The following is a 19,516-nucleotide window of genomic DNA, read 5'->3' as shown; positions in this document are numbered from 1 at the left end:
GCTCCTTTGGATGAGGGTCTGGGGTCTCGAACAAAAAAATTCTAGACCTCTACCCTGACTGCACAGCCTCTTGCGCCGAGATTCGCGGCATTGGCTTACAAGCCCAGTGTCGACGCCGGAAATGCAGGCCTCGCATGGCGAAGGCACTCTTCGATACGTTCACGCAATGCACTGCGGCCCTCGGGCTCGCGGCCGGCAACGCCGCGCACGCGCTCGACATCGATGCGCAGCATGTACCAGCTCGGCGTCCAGATGCCACTGGGCACCTGCGGCATGCCGGCACCGCTGCACGCACGGCAATCGACGATGTGGCTCCACATGCGCCGCCAATGCACGAAGCGCGCGTGCTCGCGCTCGAACACGTCGAAGCGCTGCGCGAGCATCACCATGCTGCGGCCCGCGGCCGCCCAGGCCTGCAGGGCTTCTGCCATCGCGCGCTCGCCGAGCGGCCAATCCGCGAAGTCGGGATCGGTCAGCACGATTTCGCGCCAGTTCTCGCGCGCGGCGGCCGACATGGCCGCATGCACGCATGACGTGAACGCCGTGCGGCCATCGAAGGCGCCTGCGGGCAAGGTGCCCGATACGAGTTCGTTTTCATTCGGCATGTGCCCACCCCGCTTCGCACCAGTCTTCGAGCAATGCACGCGCGTCTTCGCTCGCCGTGGCAAGGTCGCGCGCGGCCAGCGAACGTCGATCGGCAAGCCGACGCATGAGCCGCGCATCGCGGCCCGACGCACGGAAGCTCTCGCCGTTGATGTACAGGTGCCGCGCGTCGTAGAGCATGCGCGTGCGGCGGTCGAGCGACACGCCATGCATTTCTCCAGCAGGAACATCGCCCTGCTCGAACCACACGGTCGGCTTGGGCTCCGTCATCGATTCGCCCAGTGCGCGCGCAACCGCATCGGGATCGCGCAGCGCAGCCAGCACGGCCTCGTTTGCGAACGCCTGCAACGCGGCCGGCATTTCGGCCGGGCCGGCCACCGCCGGTTGCGCAGGATCTCGGTAGTGGACCGCTGCGGCCGACGGCGCGTCCTGCAACGCCTCGGCCTGGGCTTCTGCGATGCGGGCCAGCAGGTCGGCGCCCAGCGGTGCCGCGGCGGGCGCACGCAGGCCGATGGAATAGGTCATGCAATCGCCGCCCACGGCCACGCCGTCGTGCGCGTAGCGTGGCGGCAGGTACAGCATGTCGCCGGGATCGAGCACATAGGTCTGCTCGGGCTCGAAGTGGGCCAGGATCTTGAGAGGCAACCCGGGCTCGAGGCGCAGGTCGCGTTGCTTTCCGATGGACCAGCGCCGTTGCCCATGCACCTGCAGCAGGAACACGTCGTAGCTGTCGAAATGCGGGCCGACGCCGCCGCCGTCGCTGGCGTAGCTGATCATCAAGTCGTCGAGCCGCGCATCGGGCACGAAACGAAACTGCTGCAACAGTTCATGCACGCCCTGGTCGTGCAGGTCGACGCCCTGTACCAGCAGCGTCCAGGCAGCCTGCTTCGGTGAAGGCAGGGACTTGCGGGCCAGCGGACCGTGGCGCAGCGACCAGCCGGCCTTGCCGTGGCGAATGAACCTGGACTCCACCTCGTCGCAGCCGGCCAGCGTGAACAGTTCTTCGCGCGCGATCAAGGGCACCATGCCGGGAACGGCCTGGCGTATCAGCAGGGGCTTCTTTTGCCAGTGGCGCCGCATGAATTGCGAGGCGCTCAGGCCGCCCAGCAGGGCCGTCGGTCTATCGATCTCCATGGGAGAATTCTGCAATGGAAATCACAGAACAATGCGTGGTCGGCCTGACCTGGACGCTGAAGGACACCCTGGGCGACGTGCTGGACGTGCTCGATGAGCCAGTCGAGTTCCTGGTCGGCGGCGACGACCTCTTCGATGCGATCGAAGCCGTGCTGCTCGGCCATGAACCCGGCGCGCGCGTGCAGGTCCAGCTCGAGCCCGAACAGGCCTTCGGCGACTTCAACGACCAGCTGCTTTTTCTCGAACCGCGTGCCTTGTTCCCGGAGAACACCGAGGAAGGCATGACCTTCGATGGCGCGGCGCTGCCGGCGGGCGTGAATGCCGACATGCCCAAGGACACGATCTACACGGTGAGCGAAATCTATCCCGAGCACCTGGTGCTGGACGGCAATCATCCGCTGGCCGGCATCGCGCTGCGCCTGGACCTGACCGTGCGCTCGGTCCGCGAGGCGACCGAGGACGAGATCGGCCGCGGAACGGCGGGCACGGGCTTCTTCAAGGTGGCGCCGATGGCGCCGGGCAGCGACAAGCTGCATTGACCGGCTCGCGCGAGCCGACGACAAAAAGCCGGGGACGAACCCCGGCTTTTTGCTTGTGGCGTGACACTCAGAAGCGGGAGATCTGCCCGCCGTCGATGCGCACGCGGTCGCCGATGCGCAGGTCGCCCGGGCTCGCGACGTCGAAGGCACGGTAGGCACCGTTGTCGGTCTGGATCGAGACGCGGTAGTTTTCATAGACGCGCGGTGCGTTCGCATTCGCTTCCACGCTGTTGCCCAGCAGCGCACCGCCGATCACCCCCAGGGCCGTGGCTGCGGCACGCCCGCTGCCACGGCCGAACTGGTTGCCCACCACGCCGCCGATGACGCCACCGGCCACCGCGCCGCCACCCGACGTGCCGGCACCGGAGCTCTGGCTGCGAATGACCTCGATGTTGGCCACGTGACCGAATTCGGCATAGGCCGGCTGGGCCGCAGGATAGGCGGGCTGTGCCGCCGGATAGGCTGGCTGGTAGGGATAGCGGGAGGTCTGATACACCGGCTGAGGGGCCACGCAGGCGGTGAGCGTGGCGAGTGCGAGAACCGAAGCGCCGATGGCAAGGGAACGAGTCGAAATGTTCATGGTATGTACTCCTCGTGAAAGACTCGGCACGACTGGGCGCGCCTCATGTGCATCAACGGCAAAGCGCGCCCGCGCGATGACCTTGAAACACATGTTGAAACCTTCGACGCGAGGCGCGCATCGCCGGTTCCGGTCTTTACCTGTGAGCGACACACGGCAGGCCCGGCAGGAACGGGCCTACAGCACGTTCTTCAGTGCTTGCCGGTCGACCCGTAGCCGCCCTCGCCGCGCTCGCTGGGCGGGAATTCGGCCACCACCTGGAACTGTGCCTGCACCACCGGCACGATGACCAGTTGTGCCAGGCGCTCCATCGGTTGCAGCACGAAAGGCGTGTCACTGCGGTTCCAGGCGCTGATCTTGAGCTCGCCCTGGTAGTCGCTGTCGATCAGGCCCACCAGGTTGCCCAGCACGATGCCGTGCTTGTGGCCGAGGCCGGAGCGCGGCAGGATCAGCGCGGCATAGCCCGGGTCGGCCAGATGGATCGCGATGCCGGTGCCCACCAGTTGCCAGCCGTTGGGCGCCAGGGTGATGGGCTCGTCGAGGCAGGCCCGCAGATCGAGGCCGGCGCTGCCGGGGGTGGCGTAGGCAGGCAGCTGGTCCTGCATGCGCATATCGAGGATGCGAACGTCGACTTTCACTTGCTTTGGTTCTTTCGTTGTTGCTGCATTTGCTGCTGAAGCTGTTGCTGGCGCTTGGCCGCCTCCTGCAGCCACTGCTTCCAGCTTTCCATGCCGGGCGGCAACAGCACGCGGCGCAGCTTGTGGGCCAGCCAGAGGCCGCCGCCGAGCACCAGGAACACGATGCCCAGCGGCACGCCTACGGCGACCAGCACCACCAGCCCCAGCAACCACACCAGGATCACCGCATTGAGCACGTGGCGCGCGGGGCCGGTCATGGGCGAGGCTCCCTGCGCCTGCGCGTCAGGTACGGCAGGCAAGGGGTGCGCCTGCGCGGCCTGCGACATGCCGACATCGAGCTGATGCTCGCCGTCGCTGCCCGCTCGCCGAGGCTGCGCCGCCTGCGCGGTCAGGCGCTCGACGTAGCGCGCGAAATCACCGTTGGGCGGCGTGTTCCATTGCTGTTGATCCATCAGGCACTCCCCGCGGGCAGACGCGCCGCGATCTCCGTCACCAGTTCGCGCGCCAGCGCCAGCTTGGGCGCGCGCGGCAGTTCCCTTTCGCCCTTGGCATCGACCAGCAGCAGGCTGTTGTCGTCCTGGCCGAAGGTCAGCGGGCCGATATTGCCGACCAGCAGCGGGATGCCTTTGCGCTCGCGCTTGGCACGGGCGTGCGCGACCAGGTTCTCGCTCTCGGCCGCGAAGCCCACGCAGAAAAGCTTGCCCGACCGGGCGCGCTCGCCCTGCGCGAGGGCCAGGAGGATGTCGGGGTTCTCGACGAAATGCAGCACCGGCACCTGGCCGCTGCCGTCCTTCTTGATCTTGTGCTCGCTCTGCGACGCGGGCCGCCAGTCGGCCACCGCGGCCGTGGCGATGAAGATCGACGCGGACTGCGCGGCCTGGAGGCTGGCCTGAAGCATCTGCTGGGCCGACTGCACGTCGATGCGGACAACCCCGCGTGGCGTCGGCAGGTGCACCGGGCCGGCCACCAGCGTGACATCGGCACCCGCCTCGCGTGCCGCGCGCGCGATCGCGAAGCCCATCTTTCCCGACGAGTGGTTGGTGATGCCGCGGATCGGGTCCAGCGCCTCGAAGGTCGGTCCGGCCGTCACCACCACGCGCTGCCCGGCCAGCGTCTTGGGCTGGAACTGGGCCACGATCTCTTCCAGCAACTGCTGCGGTTCGAGCATGCGCCCGTCGCCGGTCTCGCCGCAGGCCTGCCAGCCGCTGCCCACGCCCAGCACGCGCGCGCCGTCGGCATCGACCTGGCGCAGATTGCGCTGGGTGGCGGGATGCACCCACATCTCGCGGTTCATGGCCGGCGCGATCAGGAGCGGGACCCGCTCCGCCGGCCGCGCCAGGCACAACAGGCTCAGCAGTTCGTCGGAGCGCCCCTGCACCAGCCGCGCGATGAAGTCCGCGCTCGCCGGTGCCAGCACGATCGCGTCGGCCTCGCGGCTCAGGTTGATGTGCGGCATGTTGTTGGGCTCGCGCACGTCCCATTGCGACTGGTATACGGGCCGGCCCGACAGCGCCTGCATGGTGACGGGCGTCATGAACTGGGCAGCGGCCTCCGTCATCACCACCTGCACGGTCGCTCCGGCTTTCACCAGCAGCCGACACAGCTCGGCCGACTTGTAGCAGGCGATGCCCCCGGTGAGGCCCAGGACGATGTGTTTGCCGGCGAGATCTTGCATAAAGCGGCAATGTATCAGCCCCATACACGCGGGCGCGCCGGGTTCCCCTTTGCCTTCGAGGCCATGGAGCGGCACCTATAATCCCGATTTCCCACTGCCCGGACCCGCAGGTCCGGAACATGGCATGACCAAATTCGTCTTCGTCACCGGCGGTGTGGTGTCTTCCCTCGGCAAGGGAATCGCCTCCGCCTCGCTGGCCGCGCTCCTCGAATCGCGCGGCCTCAAAGTCACCCTCATCAAGCTGGACCCGTACATCAACGTCGACCCCGGCACGATGTCGCCCTTCCAGCACGGCGAGGTCTTCGTCACCGACGACGGTGCCGAAACCGACCTCGACCTCGGCCACTACGAGCGCTTCATCACGACGCGCATGCGCCGGGCCAACAACTTCACCACCGGCCAGATCTACAAGTCCGTGCTCGAAAAAGAGCGCCGCGGCGACTACCTGGGCAAGACGGTGCAGGTGATCCCGCACATCACCAACGAGATCCAGGAATTCGTCAAGCGCGGCGCCGGCATCGGCACGGCGCACGAGGTGGACGTGGCCATCGTCGAAATCGGCGGCACGGTGGGCGACATCGAGTCCCTGCCCTTCCTGGAGGCCGCGCGCCAGATGAGCCTGCGCATGGGCCCCAACAACACGGCCTTCGTTCACCTGAGCTACGTGCCCTGGATCGCCGCGGCCGGCGAACTCAAGACCAAGCCCACCCAGCACACGGCGCAGAAGCTGCGCGAGATCGGCATCCAGGCCGACGCCCTGCTGTGCCGCGCCGACCGCCCGATCCCCGACGACGAACGCGCCAAGATCTCGCTGTTCTCGAACGTGCCCGAGTGGGGCGTCATCTCCATGTGGGACGTCGACACCATCTACAAGGTGCCGCGCATGCTGCACGAGCAGGGCCTGGACGGGCTGATCTGCGACAAGCTGCGCGTCAACACCCCGCCCGCCAACCTGCGGCGCTGGGACGACCTGGTGTACGAGGTCGAGCATCCGCAGAAGGAAGTCAGCATCGCGATGGTCGGCAAGTACGTCGACCTGTCGGACAGCTACAAGTCGCTCAACGAAGCGCTGCGCCACGCCGGCATGAAGAACCATGCGCGCGTGAAGATCGAGTACATCGACTCCGAGACCATCTCGCCGCAAGACGTGGCGCGGCTCGCCAAGTACGACGCCGTGCTCGTGCCCGGCGGCTTCGGCCAGCGCGGCGTCGAAGGCAAGATCGCGGCGGCCCGCTTCGCCCGCGAGAGCAAGGTGCCCTACCTCGGCATCTGCCTGGGCATGCAGGTCGCGACCATCGAGTACGCGCGCAACGTGGCGGGCCTCAAGAACGCCAACAGCACCGAGTTCGACCCCGACACCAGCTGCCCCGTGATCGCGCTGATCACCGAGTGGAAGGACCGCGACGGCACCATCAAGCTGCGCGACGAGAAGTCCGACCTGGGCGGCACCATGCGCCTGGGCGCGCAAAGCTCCGACGTGGCGCCGGGCACGCTGGCCCACAGCATCTACGGCGACGTGGTGACCGAGCGGCACCGCCACCGCTACGAGGCCAACGTGAACTACCTCGACGAGCTGCGCCGCGCCGGCCTCGTGATCTCGGCCCTGACGCAACGCGAGCACCTGACCGAGATCGTCGAGCTGCCGCAGGATGTGCACCCGTGGTTCATCGGCGTGCAGTTCCACCCCGAGTTCAAGTCGACGCCCTGGGGCGGGCACCCGCTGTTCAACGCGTTCATCAAGGCGGCGCTGGAACACCAGGGCACCGACAAGCAGGCACTGAAGGTCGTGGCATGAAGCTGAGCGGATTCGACATCGGGCTCGACAAGCCCTTCTTCCTGATCGCCGGGCCCTGCGTGGTCGAGTCCGAGCAGTTGCAGATGGACACGGCCGGCACCCTCAAGGAAATCACCTCCGCGCTCGGCATTCCCTTCATCTTCAAGAGCAGCTTCGACAAGGCCAACCGCTCCTCCGGCACGAGCTTTCGCGGACCGGGGCGCGACAAGGGCCTGGAGATCCTGGCCAAGGTCAAGCGCGACCTCGGCCTGCCGGTGCTGACCGACGTGCACACCGAAGAAGACATCACGGCCGCGGCCCAGGTGGTCGACGTGCTGCAGACGCCGGCCTTCCTGTGCCGCCAGACCGACTTCATCCGTGCCGCGGCGCAGTCGGGCAAGCCGGTCAACATCAAGAAGGGCCAGTTCCTCGCGCCGCACGACATGAAGAACGTGATCGACAAGGCACGTGCGGCGGCCAAGGAAAAGGGCCTGCCCGAAGACAGCTTCATGGCCTGCGAACGAGGCGCCAGCTTCGGCTACAACAACCTCGTCTCGGACATGCGTTCGCTCGCGATCATGCGCGAGACCGGCGCGCCGGTGGTCTTCGACGCCACGCACTCGGTGCAGTTGCCGGGCGGCCAGGGCACCAGTTCGGGCGGCCAGCGCGAGATGGTGCCGGTGCTGTCGCGCGCCGCCGTGGCGGTCGGCGTGGCCGGCCTGTTCATGGAGACGCACCCCGACCCTGCCAAGGCACTGAGCGACGGGCCGAACGCCGTGCCGCTCAAGCACATGAAGGCGCTGCTCGAAACGCTGCTGGCGCTCGACAGCGTCACCAAGAAGAACGCTTTCCTGGAGAACTCCTTTCAATGAGCGCCTACCTTATTGCGAACGTCGAGGTGACCAACCCGACGCAGTACGAGGACTACAAGAAGTGGTCCACCGAGGCCATGAAGGCGCACGGCGCCGAAGTGTGCGTGCGCGGCGGCAAGGTCGAGGTGCTCGAAGGCGACTGGCACCCGCAGCGCATGGTGATGCTCAAGTTCCCGAGCGTCGAGGCGGCGAATAAGTTCTATGCCTCGCCGGAATATGGGAAGGCACGCGAAGCACGTGCCGGAGCTGCGATCATGCGCATGATCGTCGTGGAAGGCGTCTAGACGTCCCTCGGCGACGAAGACCCATCGAAGTTTTTGATACCTGGAGCAAAGCAACAATGAGTGCAATCGTTGACATCGTCGGGCGCGAGATCCTCGACAGCCGCGGCAACCCCACCGTCGAATGCGACGTGCTGCTCGAGTCGGGCACCATGGGCCGCGCGGCGGTTCCGTCGGGCGCGTCCACCGGCTCGCGCGAGGCCATCGAGCTGCGCGACGGCGACAAGGGCCGCTACCTGGGCAAAGGCGTGCTGAAGGCCGTCGAGAACATCAACACCGAAATCTCCGAGTCCGTGCTCGGACTCGACGCCAGCGAGCAGGCCTTTCTCGACCGCACGCTGATCGACCTGGACGGCACCGACAACAAGGCCCGCCTGGGCGCCAACGCGACCCTGGCCGTCTCGATGGCCGTGGCCCGCGCCGCGGCCGAGGAATCGGGCCTGCCGCTGTACCGCTACTTCGGCGGCATGGGCGGCATGCAGCTGCCGGTGCCGATGATGAACGTCATCAACGGCGGCGCGCATGCCAACAACAGCCTCGACCTGCAGGAGTTCATGATCATCCCCGTGGGCGCCCCCAGCCTGCGCGAGGCGGTGCGCTACGGTGCCGAAGTGTTCCATGCACTCAAGAAGATCCTGAACGACCGCGGCATCAGCACGGCCGTCGGCGACGAAGGTGGATTCGCTCCCAGCGTCGAAAACCACGAGGCCGCGATCCAGCTGATCCTCGAAGCCATCGACAAGGCCGGCTACGCCGCCGGCACGCAGATCGCGCTGGGCCTGGACTGCGCCGCCAGCGAGTTCTACAAGGACGGCAAGTACGTGCTGTCGGGCGAAAACCTGTCCCTGTCTGCCGAAAGCTGGACCGACATGCTGGCGACCTGGGTCGACAAGTACCCGATCATCAGCATCGAAGACGGCATGCACGAAGGCGACTGGGACGGCTGGAAGCACCTGACCGAACGCCTGGGCAAGCGGGTGCAGCTGGTGGGCGACGACCTCTTCGTCACCAACACCAAGATCCTGCAGGAAGGCATCGAGAAGGGCATCGCCAACTCGATCCTGATCAAGATCAACCAGATCGGCACACTGACCGAGACCTTCGCCGCCATCGAAATGGCCAAGCGCGCCGGCTACACGGCCGTGATCAGCCACCGCTCGGGCGAAACCGAAGACTCCACCATCGCCGACATCGCGGTGGGCACCAACGCCGGCCAGATCAAGACCGGCTCGCTCTCGCGCTCGGACCGCATCGCCAAGTACAACCAGCTGCTGCGCATCGAGGAAGACCTCGGCGACGTCGCCAGCTACCCCGGACGCGCGGCCTTCTACAACTTGCGCTGAGCGACGGAACAGCGCTGCCCATGCGCTCACGCATCGTTCCGATCATCCTGGTCCTGCTGCTGCTGATCCTTCAGTGGCAGCTGTGGACCGGGCGCGGCAGCGTGCGCGACGTGGCGCAGCTGAAAGACAAGCTGGCCGAGCAGAAAGACGCCAACGCCAAGGCGGCCATCGCCAACGACCGGCTGCACTCCGAGGTCAACGACCTCAAGGAGGGGCTCGAAATGGTCGAGGAGCGTGCACGGCAGGAGCTCGGCATGGTCAAGCCCAACGAAGTGTTCGTGCAGATCACGCGTTGAGGGCATCTTGATGAGCCCTGCCCCGCCGGCCGGCCGCGTGATCGCGCTGCTGGGCGCGGACGAAAGCGGCAAGGCGGCCCTTGCCGAAGCGCTGTGGCAGCGGCTCGCACGGCACGGCATCGCGGCCACGGTAGTGGTCGAACCCGCGAACGATGTGTCGCTCGAGGCCGAGGCGCTCGAGGCGCATCGTCATGCCCAGATCCTGCTGCTCGCATCCGCTTCGCCGACGCCCTACGACCACAGCGTGCGCACGGCGCTCATGGGCGCGAAGCTCGGCTTTGCGGTCGTGCACGGCCAGGGTGCCGAACAACTCGCCAATGCCTGCCACGCCATCGGCGTACCGGCGGATGGCGACGACCGCCGGGCCGCCGCCAAGGCGTCTGCGGCCTGGTCCTGGGCGTGCGACAAGTGCTCCGACCCGGCCTGCGAACATCGCCTCTTCACCGAGTTGCTGGCCCAGCGCCGCTGAACGCGACGGCCGCTTATCTCGCTTGTCACGCTCATCCCACCAGGAACCGAATGCACCGCTCCCTTCTCGCCACGGCTCTTCTGGGCCTCGCCTTCATCGCCTGCGCCGGTGCCTCGGCCGCCCCGGCCCGGGCCACGATCGAGAACGAAACTCACGCGACCCGCTGCGCCGAGGAAGACAACGTTTCCTTGAACCTGGCGGGTGCCGACATCCGCCGCTTTCGCGTGGAGGCATTGCCGCCGGCCTACCTCGCCTCGATCGACAAGGACAGCACGGCGCCCGACTTCACCAACTGCAACTTCGACGGCGGCGCGCATCCGACCGACCCGCGCTTCACCTTCAAGGAGCGCCGTGTGGTGCTGCACGACGGCGCGCGCTGGCAGATCGTCGGCATGACCCTGCCCTCCTTCTGGCGGCCCCAGCGCGTGCCGGTGCGGGTGGACGGCCGGCAGGACCGCGGCTTTCACATGATCCAGCTCTTCGACAAGCGCGGCGCCAAACCGCTCGAAGCGCTGGTGATGTACCCCTCCGACGGCTACTGGCGCATCAAGCCCCTGCCCGCGCCGCGCTTCGGCGACGGCGTGTACGGCTCGTCCTTCGTGATGGGGCCGGTCGAACAGGCCGGGCGGCCGGTGGCGAGCATCACGTTGATCGTGATCGACACGAGGCCGCTGCGCTTTCGCCTGAAGTTCGCGAACGGCGGCGAAGCCACGGTCGACGTGCGCGAAGTCAGCGAGGCACGCACGACGCTCGACGTGCGCATGAAGCCCGGACGCAAGCAAGGCCCGCGCTTCGCGGTACTGCGCTCCATGTACGTCGCGGCCGACAACGCCGACATGAGCGAGGTGTGGTGGAAGGCCACGCCGGATGCGTCCCCGCAGACGCGCGCATTGCCCGAGGTGACGCGGCTCGATGCAGCCGATGTGCGATTCGGCCGCAGCACGCCGTCACGCCACAACACCAGCGCACCGGACATCCGCTTCGGCGACTTCCAGTCAGGCACCGCACGCTGAGCCGCGGATCAGCGCCGATGCAGCCCCGCGATGGCCCCGAAGGCCCGCCACGGCGGCCTACTGCACCACGGAGCTGGCAGGCAGTTGGTCGCCCGGCGACGTGAAGATCTGCGCCGTGTCGACCGCATCGAAGCGGTACTGCTTGCCGCAGAAATCGCAGCCCACCTCGATGTCGCCGCGCTCCACCAGGATGGACTCGGCCTCTTCCTGTCCGAGGCCGCGGATCATCTGCGCCACGCGCTCCCGGCCGCAGGTGCAGGCGAAGTGCGGGCCCAGCATGCCGGTCTGCGGCTCGAAGCGCAGCAGCTTCTCTTCCCAGAACAGGCGCCGCAGGATGGTCTCGACGTCGAGCGTCAGCAGCTCTTCGCGCGTGAGGCTGGCGGCCAGGATGCCGATGCGGTTGTAGTCCTCGTTGTGGCCGATCTGGTCGACATGGATCGGGTCGCCCGAACCGCGCCCCGTGCCCTCGAGATTGGCTTCGCCCTTCACCGGCAGGCGCTGGATGAGCAGCCCGGCCGCCACCTTGTCGTCGGCCGCCAGCACCAGCGTGGTGTCGAGCTGCTCGCTCTGCAGCATGTAGTGCTGCAGCAGGTCGCTCAAGCGGTTGAGCTTGCGGCCGTCATGGTCGGACAGCGGCACCACGCCTTGGTAGGGCTGCTGGCCCGGCAGCTTGTCCTTGGGATCGAGCGTGATGGCACAGCGGCCCTTGCCGTCGGCGTTGACCATCTCGGGCAGATGGGCATCGGCCGCGATGTCGCCGATGACCTTGGCCGTGGCGCGCAGGCTCAGGTCTGGCTTGACCTCGGCCACCGCGACCTTCACCGGCCCATCGCCGAAGATCTGCAGGATCAGCGCGCCGTTGAACTTGATGTTGGCCTGCATGAGCGTGGCCGCGGCCGTCATCTCGCCGAGCAGTTCGGCCACCGGCGCGGCGTAAGGGCCCGTGCCCGTGTTCGACGCGCGGCGGGCGAGGATCTCCTGCCACGAATCGGTCAGGCGCACGATCATGCCGCGCACCGGCAGGCCGTCGAACAGGAACTTGTGCAACTCGCTCAAGGCAATCAACCAATCTTCTTGAGGCCTTTCGCGAAGCGACGGCCGTTTTCCACATAGTGCTCGGCGCTTTGCCGAAGCCTGGCGGCGGCCGCCTCGTCGAGCGTGCGCACCACCTTGGCCGGCGCGCCGATGATGAGCGAGTTGTCGGGAAACTCCTTGCCCTCGGTCACGACGCTGCCGGCGCCGACGATGCAATTGCGGCCGATCTTCGCGTTATTCAAGACGATGGCGCCGATGCCGATCAGCGTGTTGTCGCCGACCGTGCAGCCGTGCAGCGTGACCTGGTGGCCGACCGTCACGTGCTCGCCGATGGTCAGCGGCACGCCCGCATCGGCATGCAGCATCGACAGGTCCTGGACGTTGCTGTTGCGCCCGATGGTCAGCGTGTCGGAGTCGCCCCGCGCCACCACGCCGAACCAGATGCTGGCGTTCTCGCCGAGGATCACGCTGCCGATGACCTGCGCGCTGTTGGCCACATAGGCATTGGGTCCGAGTTGCGGCGCCACGCCGTCGATTTCGTAAAGGGCCATCGCGTTGCTCCTGTTGTCGGGTCCGGGGATCTGTGGGGGAAACCTAGAATTGTAGGGATGCAGCATCCCCGCCTCGACGCCCTGGCCGCGCTGCGCCTCACCGACCCCGATGCCAAGGTGGCCGCCACCCATGCCGCCGCGGCCCGCACGGGTGCCGAGCCGCTGCCCGATGCACCGGTGCGTGCGCAGGGCGACGAAGCCGGCGTGCCGGGCCGCCCCGATCGGCCGCTGCGCGTGGCCGCCACCGCCGTGGAGAAGCGCTCGCCCTTTACGCCCGATGGCCGCGCGGCGCTGGTCCACTCGATCTGCCACATCGAGTTCAACGCCATCAACCTCGCGCTCGACGCCGCGTGGCGCTTCGACGGCATGCCCGAGGCCTTCTACCGCGACTGGCTCCGCGTCGCCGACGAGGAAGCCCTGCATTTCACGCTGCTGCACGAGCACCTGCGCGGCATGGGCTGGCACTACGGCGATTTCACCGGGCACGACGGCCTGTGGACCATGTGCGAGAAGACCGCCCACGACGTGCTCGCGCGCATGGCCCTGGTGCCGCGCACGCTCGAGGCACGCGGCCTCGACGCCACGCCGCTGATCCAGGCCAAGCTGCGGCGCGTGGGCACGCCGGACGCGGCCCGGGCCTGCGAGATCCTCGACATCATCCTGCGCGACGAGATCGGGCACGTCGCCATCGGCAACCGCTGGTACCGCTGGCTCTGCGAGCGCGAGGGACTGGACCCGGTCGCGCACTACCGCGTGCTCTACCGGCACTACCAGGCGCCGCGCCTGCGCGCTCCGTTCAACCTCGAAGCGCGTACCCAGGCCGGCTTCACGCCCGACGAACTGCGCGCGCTCGACGAGGCCTGAGAGGCACTGCCCGGCTATTCAGCCCGGCCGGCGAAACACCACCATCCGGGGCGAAAAGCGCTGCAGCAGTTCGCCGCGCTGGTTCTTCGTCTCGCAGCGCATCAGCACCATGCCGCGGTCGGGCTTCGATCGGGAGGGTGTGATCTCCATGACCTCGCTTTCCACGTGCAGGACGTCGTCAGGCCGTGTCGGCTGCGGCCACTGCAGCTCGCCACCCGAGCCGATGATGCCGTCCGCGAGCGGAACGCCGCTGGTCACCAGCAAGCGCATGGTGATCGCCGCCGTGTGCCAGCCGCTGGCCGCGAGTCCCTGGAACAGCGTGGCCTTGGCAGCCTGCGGATCGAGGTGGAAGGGCTGCGGGTCGAAGCGCTGAGCGAATTCGATGATCTGCGCTTCGTCGAGCGCATGCTCGCCGCTGGTGAACCGGTCGCCGACCGACAGGTCTTCGAGGTACAAGTTTCCGGCCATGGCGGTTCTCCTCTTTCGGTTTGTCCTGGGTTTGCCGTGGGGTCGTCCTCGTCAGGCGAGGCGGGACATCAATCGTTCTTAATGCCGGCGGCCTTGACGATCCGCTCGTTGCTTTCGTACTCGCTGGCGATCTCGTCGCCGAAGGTCTCGGCGCTGCCGCCGGTCGGCACGTTGCCGTAGGCGGTCAGCTTGTCGCGCAGGTCGGGGCTGTCGAGCGCCTTGTTGATCTCGGCGTTGTACTTGGCGATCAGGATGGCCGGCGTGTTGGCCGGCGCGAACACGCCGAACAGCGAGCTGAGGTTGGCGGCGGGATAGCCCAGCTCCGCCAGGGTCGGCACCTTCGGCAGGCTGTCGAGCCGCGCCGGCGCGCCCACCGCCAGCGGGCGCAGCTTGCCGGAGCGGATGTGCTGCGTCAGCGCCGGCCCCGCATTGATCGACAGGATCTCGAACTGCCCGCCCAGCGCGTCGTTCATCTGCTGCGCACCGCCCTTGTAGGGCACGTGGGTGATGTCCACGCGCGCCACACCGCGCAGCTGCTCGAGCACCACGTGGCCCAGCGAGGCCCGGCCCGAGGTGGCCCAGCGCACCGCGCCAGGCCGGGCGCGGGCGTCGTCCAGCAGCGTGCGGAAATCGCGGGTGCCGGTGGCCTCGGTCGCCAGCAGCAGCACCGGCGAATACATGACGCTCGCCACCGGCGCGATGTCCTTCAGCGGGTCGAAGGGCGACCGGGCGATGTGGGGGTTCAGCACCAGCGGGCTGATGGCCGAAAAGCCGAGGGTGGCGCCGTCCGGCTGCGCCTTGGCGACGGCGTCCATGCCGATGGTGCCGCTGGCGCCGGCCCTGTTTTCCACCACCACGGTGTTGCCGAGTTGCGTGGCCAGCTTGTCGGCCAGCGCGCGGGCCATGAGATCGCCGACGCCGCCGGTCGGGTAGGCCACCACCATCCGGATGGTCTTGGGCACCACCTGCGCCTGCGCGGCCGGCAGCGCCAGGCAGCAGGCCAGCGCCGGCAACAGGACGTGAAGGCTAGAAACGAACTTGAATTTCCAGGTCATGGGCTTGGATGTCCTTCATGCGTTCGAGAGCTGCTTCCTCGACCCGCGATTCTGGCGCGGCAGGCTTGCCGGCTGCCGGCGTCGGGGCATTCGCCCCATCGGCACCATCGGCACCATCGGCACCATCGGCACCATCGGCACCATTGGCACGCTTTCATCCCCGCGGGTGGTGCTGTGCATGCAGCTGCTTCAAGCGCTCGCGGGCCACGTGCGTGTAGATGGTGGTGGTCGAGATGTCGGCATGCCCCAGCAGCAGCTGCACCGCGCGCAGGTCGGCGCCGTGGTTCAGCAGGTGCGTGGCGAAGGCATGGCGCAGCGTGTGCGGCGACAGCGGCACGTGGATGTCGGCCGCCAGCGCATGCTTCTTCACGATGATCCAGAACATCATGCGCGTCATGCCCGAACCCCGAGCGGTGACGAACAGGTCGGGCGTCTGCTGGCCATCGAGGATGGCGGGCCGCGATTCGTCCATGTAGCGCTCGATCCAGCGCCGCGCCTCGCCGCCGAAGGGCACCAGCCGTTCCTTGTTGCCCTTGCCGACCACGCGCAGCACCCCGTCGTTGAGGCTCAGCTCGAAGACGCGCAGCGCGACCAGCTCGCTCACGCGCAGGCCGCTGGCGTACATCAGCTCCAGCATGGCCCGGTCGCGCAGGCCGAGCGGCGTGTCGACGTCGGGCGCGCCGAGCAGGTCGTCCACCTGCTTCTCGGACAGCGTCTTGATCGCCCTCGGCGATTGCTTGGCGGGCACCAGCCGCAGGGTCGGGTCGGCCTGGATGCGGTGCTCCCGCACCGCCCACCGAAAGTAGCGCTTGAACACGGTGAGCCGGCGATTGGCCGAGGTCGCCTTGCCCTTGTCGACGAGGCGCGCGCCCATGTAGGCCTGCAGGTCGCTCTCGACGGCCGCGTCGATCGCGCGGCCGGTGTTCGCATGCAGCCATTGCGCGAACAGCACCAGGTCGAGGCGGTAGGCCGCCAGCGTGTTCTTCGACAGCCCGTCCTCCAGCCAGAGCGCGTCGACGAATTCGTCGATCTCGGGCAGCTCCAGAGGCTGGTCGACTGGCGGGTCGGTGGGCAGTTCGGAGGCCGCGGTCATGGTGGCGATGATGACGAACAAAAAAGCCGCCCGGTGCGCGGGCGGCTCGTGGTCGGCTGGGCTGCCTTCAGTTGTCCAGCGTGAGCTTCTGCTTGACCACGACCTGCTTGTACACGGCGTACTCGGCCTTGATCTGCTCGGCGAACTGCTCGGGCGTGTTGGCCACGACCAGCGAACCGGTGTCTTCGATGCGCTTGCGCACCGCCGGGTCTTCGACCGACTTCTTGACGCCGGCGCTGATCTTGTCGACCACTTCCTTCGGCAGGCCCTTGGGGCCCAGGATGCCGTAGTAGGCCATCCGGTTGACCGGCTCCAGCCCCACTTCCTTGAAGGTCGGCACGTTGGGCAGGTCCTTGAGCCGCTGCGGCGCCGACACCACGATGGGCACCAGCTTGCCGGTCTTGATGAAAGGCAGCGCCGAGGGAATGTTGTCGAACATGATCGCCACCTGGCCCGCCACCACGTCGTTGAGCGCCGGGCCGGCGCCGCGGTAGGGGATGTGCGTCACGAAGGTGTTCGTCAGGCTCTTGTACAGCTCCATCAACAGGTGGCCGATGCCGCCGGTGCCCGACGATGCATACGAGTACTTGCCGGGGTTCTTCTTGATCTCGGCCACGAACTCGGCGTAGTTCTTGGCCGGGAAGCTCGGGTGCACCGCGATGATGTTCGGCGTGGCCGCGATGTTGATGATCGGCGTGAAATCGTTGATCGGGTCGTAGGGGGTCTTGGGGTTGATGGCCGGGTTGGCGGCCGTGCTCGACACGGTGGCCACGCCCAGCTTGTAGCCGTCGGGCGTTGCGCGCGCGGTCTCGGCCGCGCCCACGATGCCGCCGCCGCCCGCCTTGTTGATCACCACCACGCTCTGGCCCAGCGCCTTGCCCAGCGGCTCGGAGATGACGCGCGCCACGATGTCGGTGGTGCCGCCCGGTGCGAAGGGCACGGTCAGCTCGACGGGCTTGTTCGGATACCCTTGCGCCCAGACGGGACCGGCGACCAGCGCCAGTGCGGCGGCTGCGGCAAGCGCATTCCATTGACGACGTTGCATGTAGAAGGCTCCTGGTGAAACGGAAACAAAAGCCGGATGCTAACGGCTCCGCCGGCCCGCCCCTTCGTGGATAACCCATGGAACCGGCCGTATATCCTCGGCGGGTGAATTTCGCCCAGCTGCTCTTCCCCGACTTTTCCCTCATCGCCTGCGGCTGGCTCCTGTGCCGCTACACCCCGCTCGACCGCCGCGTGTGGGACCAGGTCGAGAGCCTGGTCTACTACTTTCTGTTTCCGGTGCTGCTGTTCCACTCGATCGTGCGCAGCCCGCTCGACTTCAACGCCACCTCGCATCTGATGACGGCCGGCGTCGGCGTGGGCCTGGCGGGCATCGCGCTGGCCTACGCCCTGCCCCATCTGCCGGTGCTGCGCAAGCACATCGACCGCCGCGACCATGCGGCCAGCGCGCAGGTCGCCTTTCGCTTCAACTCCTTCGTCTGCCTCGCGCTGGCCGACCGCGTCGCGGGCCCACCGGGCCTGCTGATGATCGCGGTGCTGATCGGCGTGTGCGTGCCGCTCATGAACATCGCCGCGGTCTGGCCGATGGCGCGGCACGGCGAGTCCGGCTTCGCCCGCCAGCTGCTGCGCAACCCGCTGATCATCGCCACGGTCACCGGCCTGGTGGTCAATCTGCTGGGGGTTCGCGTGCCCGATTGGCTGGCGCCCACGCTTACGCGCATCGGCGCTGCCTCGCTGGCACTGGGCCTGATGGCGGCAGGTGCCGGCATGCAGTTCGCCACGCTCGCACGCGGCAAGACGCTGGCGGTGTCGGTGCTGACCATCCGCCACCTGCTGCTGCCGCTGATCGCCTGGGGCCTGGCCCTGGCATTGCGGCTCGACGCGGGCCAGGCGGCGGTGCTCATGACATTCTCGGCCGTGCCCACCGCTTCCAGCGCCTACGTACTGGCGGCGCGCATGGGCTACAACGCGCCCTACGTGGCGGGCCTGGTCACGTTGTCGACCTTGCTCGGCGTCCTCAGCCTGCCCTTCGCGCTCTCATTGATGAGCTAGGGCTACCATCGAGCGATGCGCCTCCTGCTGGTCCTCGCCGCAGTCACCCTCGCGCCGATGGCGCACGGCCAGGAATACGCGCGCTATCTCGGCGGTTGGCAGGGCTCGTTCCTGCTGTACGTGGCCCAGCAGGACACCGGCGCGCAGGGTCCGCCGGAGGTCTTCGACGGCAGTTTGCAGATCGCCGCCGACGGCAGCGTGCGCGGCCAGTTGCCCGAGGCATCGTGCACGCTGACCGGCTCCAGCACCGACTTCCTCAGCTCCGTCAACGCCTCGCTCGACCTCGACGTGAGCGGCTGCAAGGACAGCCGCTTCAACGGCCACTTCGTCGGCAAGCTGATCAACAACCCGATCCTCAAGTACGCGTCGCTGCGCCTGAGTTCGATGCGCTCGCTCGATGCGGGGACGGCGCAGGTGTCGGCGATCCTGCGGCGCTAGACGCGCCGTGCGCAGGCGCATGCTTGCAGCGCACTCAAGTACGAATTGGGTGGCTGGGCTTGCGACGCGCTGCGGAAGGCTCCTACATCATCCGCGGGGTGACGCGATCTAGGCTGGCTTCACCACTGATTCCATCACGGAGGTCCGCATGAACCCACCCGCCACGCCTGAACCCACCCAGGAAGAGGCAGAAGCGCTGCTGGAGCAGGCACGCCACGAAGCACAGGCACGCGTTGCCGAAGTACATGCCGAAGAAGGCACCGTCAAATCGGAAGATGCCCAGAATTCACCTCACCCGGACGACCACGATTGACACCATGTAGTCGACGGATTCGCAACTAGGGTTGCGGTTCGATTCGCACGAGCGTGAACTTGCCGTCCACCTTCTCGGCCACGAAGCGGATCTTGTCGCCCACCTGCACCCGTTCGAGCATCGCGGGTTCGCCGACGCCGAAAACCATGGTCATGCCGGGCATGTCGAGGTTTTTGAGCGGGCCGTGCTTCAGGGTGATCTTCGCGTTGTCCTTGTCAACTTTGCGCACTTCGCCGTCGACCAGATCGGCAGATGCCGAGGCGACTGTCGTCGGCCCCGTATCTCGGTCGGCCGTTTGTGCCGTTTGTGCGTGAGCGGAGCCGGCGAGCGCGAGGAGAGTAACGAGTGCGACGCAGGTGTGGCGCAAGACGCCGTGCTTGATGATGGTCATGGATCGCTTTCCTTTGAATGCGTGAATGCGTGAATG

The 19,516-nt window shown here is 67.4% G+C and carries 25 protein-coding genes; 12 read left to right on the top strand and 13 right to left on the bottom strand.

Annotated elements, in window-relative coordinates; translation table 11 throughout:
• Positions 1-95: 95 nt before the first annotated feature.
• Both B0W80_RS01280 and B0W80_RS01275 read right to left on the bottom strand, forming a co-directional pair.
• On the bottom strand, positions 96-605 hold the full coding sequence (locus B0W80_RS01280; RefSeq protein WP_076997287.1) for a hypothetical protein: 510 nt from the start codon (positions 603-605) through the stop codon (positions 96-98).
• The gene (locus B0W80_RS01275) at positions 595-1,737 is read right to left on the bottom strand and encodes a JmjC domain-containing protein (RefSeq protein ID WP_076997286.1); all 1,143 of its coding nucleotides are present in this window, start codon (positions 1,735-1,737) and stop codon (positions 595-597) included. The genes B0W80_RS01280 and B0W80_RS01275 overlap by 11 nt, the downstream gene beginning before the upstream one ends.
• Before the next feature lie 14 nt (positions 1,738-1,751).
• Between B0W80_RS01275 and B0W80_RS01270 the strand changes: the two genes are divergently transcribed.
• Complete coding sequence (locus B0W80_RS01270) at positions 1,752-2,276, top strand: peptidylprolyl isomerase (protein WP_076997285.1); 525 nt, start codon at positions 1,752-1,754, stop codon at positions 2,274-2,276.
• Between the two features lie 67 nt (positions 2,277-2,343).
• On the opposite strand, the gene B0W80_RS01265 is transcribed toward B0W80_RS01270, so the two are convergent.
• From B0W80_RS01265 to coaBC, 4 genes are all read right to left on the bottom strand, one after another.
• A complete protein-coding gene (locus tag B0W80_RS01265) occupies positions 2,344-2,856 on the bottom strand; it encodes a glycine zipper 2TM domain-containing protein (protein ID WP_076997284.1) in 513 nt (170 codons plus the stop codon).
• Positions 2,857-3,047: 191 nt separating this feature from the next.
• A complete protein-coding gene (gene dut / locus B0W80_RS01260) occupies positions 3,048-3,494 on the bottom strand; it encodes a dUTP diphosphatase (RefSeq protein WP_076997283.1) in 447 nt (148 codons plus the stop codon).
• The gene (locus tag B0W80_RS01255; protein ID WP_076997282.1) at positions 3,491-3,946 is read right to left on the bottom strand and encodes a hypothetical protein; all 456 of its coding nucleotides are present in this window, start codon (positions 3,944-3,946) and stop codon (positions 3,491-3,493) included. The genes dut and B0W80_RS01255 overlap by 4 nt, the downstream gene beginning before the upstream one ends.
• Positions 3,946-5,169: a bifunctional phosphopantothenoylcysteine decarboxylase/phosphopantothenate--cysteine ligase CoaBC gene (coaBC, locus tag B0W80_RS01250; RefSeq protein WP_076997281.1), complete on the bottom strand. Its 1,224-nt coding sequence runs from the start codon at positions 5,167-5,169 to the stop codon at positions 3,946-3,948. The genes B0W80_RS01255 and coaBC overlap by 1 nt, the downstream gene beginning before the upstream one ends.
• 124 nt (positions 5,170-5,293) lie before the next feature.
• Here coaBC and B0W80_RS01245 point away from each other — a divergent pair, with 124 nt between their 5' ends.
• The 7 genes from B0W80_RS01245 to B0W80_RS01215 are packed head-to-tail and all read left to right on the top strand — an operon-like array spanning position 5,294 to position 11,217.
• A complete protein-coding gene (locus B0W80_RS01245) occupies positions 5,294-6,964 on the top strand; it encodes a CTP synthase (protein WP_076997280.1) in 1,671 nt (556 codons plus the stop codon).
• Complete coding sequence (kdsA, locus tag B0W80_RS01240) at positions 6,961-7,815, top strand: 3-deoxy-8-phosphooctulonate synthase (protein WP_076997279.1); 855 nt, start codon at positions 6,961-6,963, stop codon at positions 7,813-7,815. Before B0W80_RS01245 ends, kdsA begins: the two co-directional genes overlap by 4 nt.
• Positions 7,812-8,099, top strand: a complete 288-nt coding sequence (locus B0W80_RS01235; protein ID WP_076997278.1) for a DUF1330 domain-containing protein — start codon at positions 7,812-7,814, stop codon at positions 8,097-8,099. The genes kdsA and B0W80_RS01235 overlap by 4 nt, the downstream gene beginning before the upstream one ends.
• Before the next feature lie 56 nt (positions 8,100-8,155).
• Entirely contained in the window at positions 8,156-9,439 is a 1,284-nt protein-coding gene (eno, locus tag B0W80_RS01230) for a phosphopyruvate hydratase (RefSeq protein ID WP_076997277.1), read from the top strand.
• A gap of 20 nt (positions 9,440-9,459) precedes the next feature.
• Positions 9,460-9,735, top strand: coding sequence for a cell division protein FtsB (gene ftsB / locus B0W80_RS01225; protein ID WP_076997276.1), 276 nt, complete (start codon positions 9,460-9,462; stop codon positions 9,733-9,735).
• Between the two features lie 10 nt (positions 9,736-9,745).
• Complete coding sequence (locus B0W80_RS01220) at positions 9,746-10,204, top strand: hypothetical protein (RefSeq protein ID WP_076997275.1); 459 nt, start codon at positions 9,746-9,748, stop codon at positions 10,202-10,204.
• A gap of 50 nt (positions 10,205-10,254) precedes the next feature.
• Positions 10,255-11,217 carry a hypothetical protein gene (locus B0W80_RS01215; protein ID WP_076997274.1) on the top strand — a complete coding sequence of 321 codons (963 nt, stop codon included), beginning with the start codon at positions 10,255-10,257 and terminating at the stop codon, positions 11,215-11,217.
• Positions 11,218-11,274: 57 nt separating this feature from the next.
• Here B0W80_RS01215 and B0W80_RS01210 read toward each other — a convergent pair whose 3' ends face one another.
• Both B0W80_RS01210 and B0W80_RS01205 read right to left on the bottom strand, forming a co-directional pair.
• Positions 11,275-12,273 carry an Hsp33 family molecular chaperone HslO gene (locus tag B0W80_RS01210; protein WP_076997424.1) on the bottom strand — a complete coding sequence of 333 codons (999 nt, stop codon included), beginning with the start codon at positions 12,271-12,273 and terminating at the stop codon, positions 11,275-11,277.
• 5 nt (positions 12,274-12,278) lie between these two features.
• Positions 12,279-12,803: a gamma carbonic anhydrase family protein gene (locus B0W80_RS01205; protein ID WP_076997273.1), complete on the bottom strand. Its 525-nt coding sequence runs from the start codon at positions 12,801-12,803 to the stop codon at positions 12,279-12,281.
• A 57-nt stretch (positions 12,804-12,860) separates the two neighbouring features.
• On the opposite strand from B0W80_RS01205, the gene B0W80_RS01200 reads away from it, so the two are divergent.
• Positions 12,861-13,667 carry a ferritin-like domain-containing protein gene (locus tag B0W80_RS01200; protein ID WP_076997272.1) on the top strand — a complete coding sequence of 269 codons (807 nt, stop codon included), beginning with the start codon at positions 12,861-12,863 and terminating at the stop codon, positions 13,665-13,667.
• An 18-nt stretch (positions 13,668-13,685) separates the two neighbouring features.
• Here the strand turns inward: B0W80_RS01200 and B0W80_RS01195 are convergent, their stop codons facing one another.
• The 4 genes from B0W80_RS01195 to B0W80_RS01180 all read right to left on the bottom strand — a co-directional run bounded on the left by B0W80_RS01195 (position 13,686) and on the right by B0W80_RS01180 (position 17,328).
• Positions 13,686-14,135 (bottom strand): MaoC family dehydratase, encoded by a 450-nt coding sequence (locus B0W80_RS01195; protein WP_076997271.1) that lies wholly within the window; start codon positions 14,133-14,135, stop codon positions 13,686-13,688.
• Between the two features lie 68 nt (positions 14,136-14,203).
• Positions 14,204-15,190, bottom strand: coding sequence for a tripartite tricarboxylate transporter substrate binding protein (locus tag B0W80_RS01190; RefSeq protein ID WP_076997270.1), 987 nt, complete (start codon positions 15,188-15,190; stop codon positions 14,204-14,206).
• A 154-nt stretch (positions 15,191-15,344) separates the two neighbouring features.
• Entirely contained in the window at positions 15,345-16,283 is a 939-nt protein-coding gene (gene xerD, locus B0W80_RS01185) for a site-specific tyrosine recombinase XerD (protein WP_083745129.1), read from the bottom strand.
• Between the two features lie 67 nt (positions 16,284-16,350).
• Positions 16,351-17,328: a tripartite tricarboxylate transporter substrate binding protein BugE gene (locus B0W80_RS01180; RefSeq protein ID WP_076997269.1), complete on the bottom strand. Its 978-nt coding sequence runs from the start codon at positions 17,326-17,328 to the stop codon at positions 16,351-16,353.
• Positions 17,329-17,405: 77 nt separating this feature from the next.
• Between B0W80_RS01180 and B0W80_RS01175 the strand changes: the two genes are divergently transcribed.
• From B0W80_RS01175 to B0W80_RS35315, 3 genes are all read left to right on the top strand, one after another.
• The gene (locus tag B0W80_RS01175; protein WP_076997268.1) at positions 17,406-18,338 is read left to right on the top strand and encodes an AEC family transporter; all 933 of its coding nucleotides are present in this window, start codon (positions 17,406-17,408) and stop codon (positions 18,336-18,338) included.
• Positions 18,339-18,353: 15 nt separating this feature from the next.
• Positions 18,354-18,776, top strand: a complete 423-nt coding sequence (locus B0W80_RS01170; protein ID WP_076997267.1) for a hypothetical protein — start codon at positions 18,354-18,356, stop codon at positions 18,774-18,776.
• 148 nt (positions 18,777-18,924) lie between these two features.
• Entirely contained in the window at positions 18,925-19,089 is a 165-nt protein-coding gene (locus B0W80_RS35315; protein ID WP_179106801.1) for a hypothetical protein, read from the top strand.
• Between the two features lie 25 nt (positions 19,090-19,114).
• Here B0W80_RS35315 and B0W80_RS01165 read toward each other — a convergent pair whose 3' ends face one another.
• Positions 19,115-19,480, bottom strand: a complete 366-nt coding sequence (locus tag B0W80_RS01165) for a copper-binding protein (protein ID WP_076997266.1) — start codon at positions 19,478-19,480, stop codon at positions 19,115-19,117.
• Between the last annotated feature and the right edge of the window lie 36 nt (positions 19,481-19,516).

The sequence above is a fragment of the Variovorax sp. KK3 genome, assembly GCF_001984055.1.
Lineage (GTDB): Bacteria > Pseudomonadota > Gammaproteobacteria > Burkholderiales > Burkholderiaceae_C > Variovorax.
The sequence above is the reverse complement of the archived record's forward strand: the minus strand, read 5'-3'. Positions and strand labels throughout refer to the sequence as shown.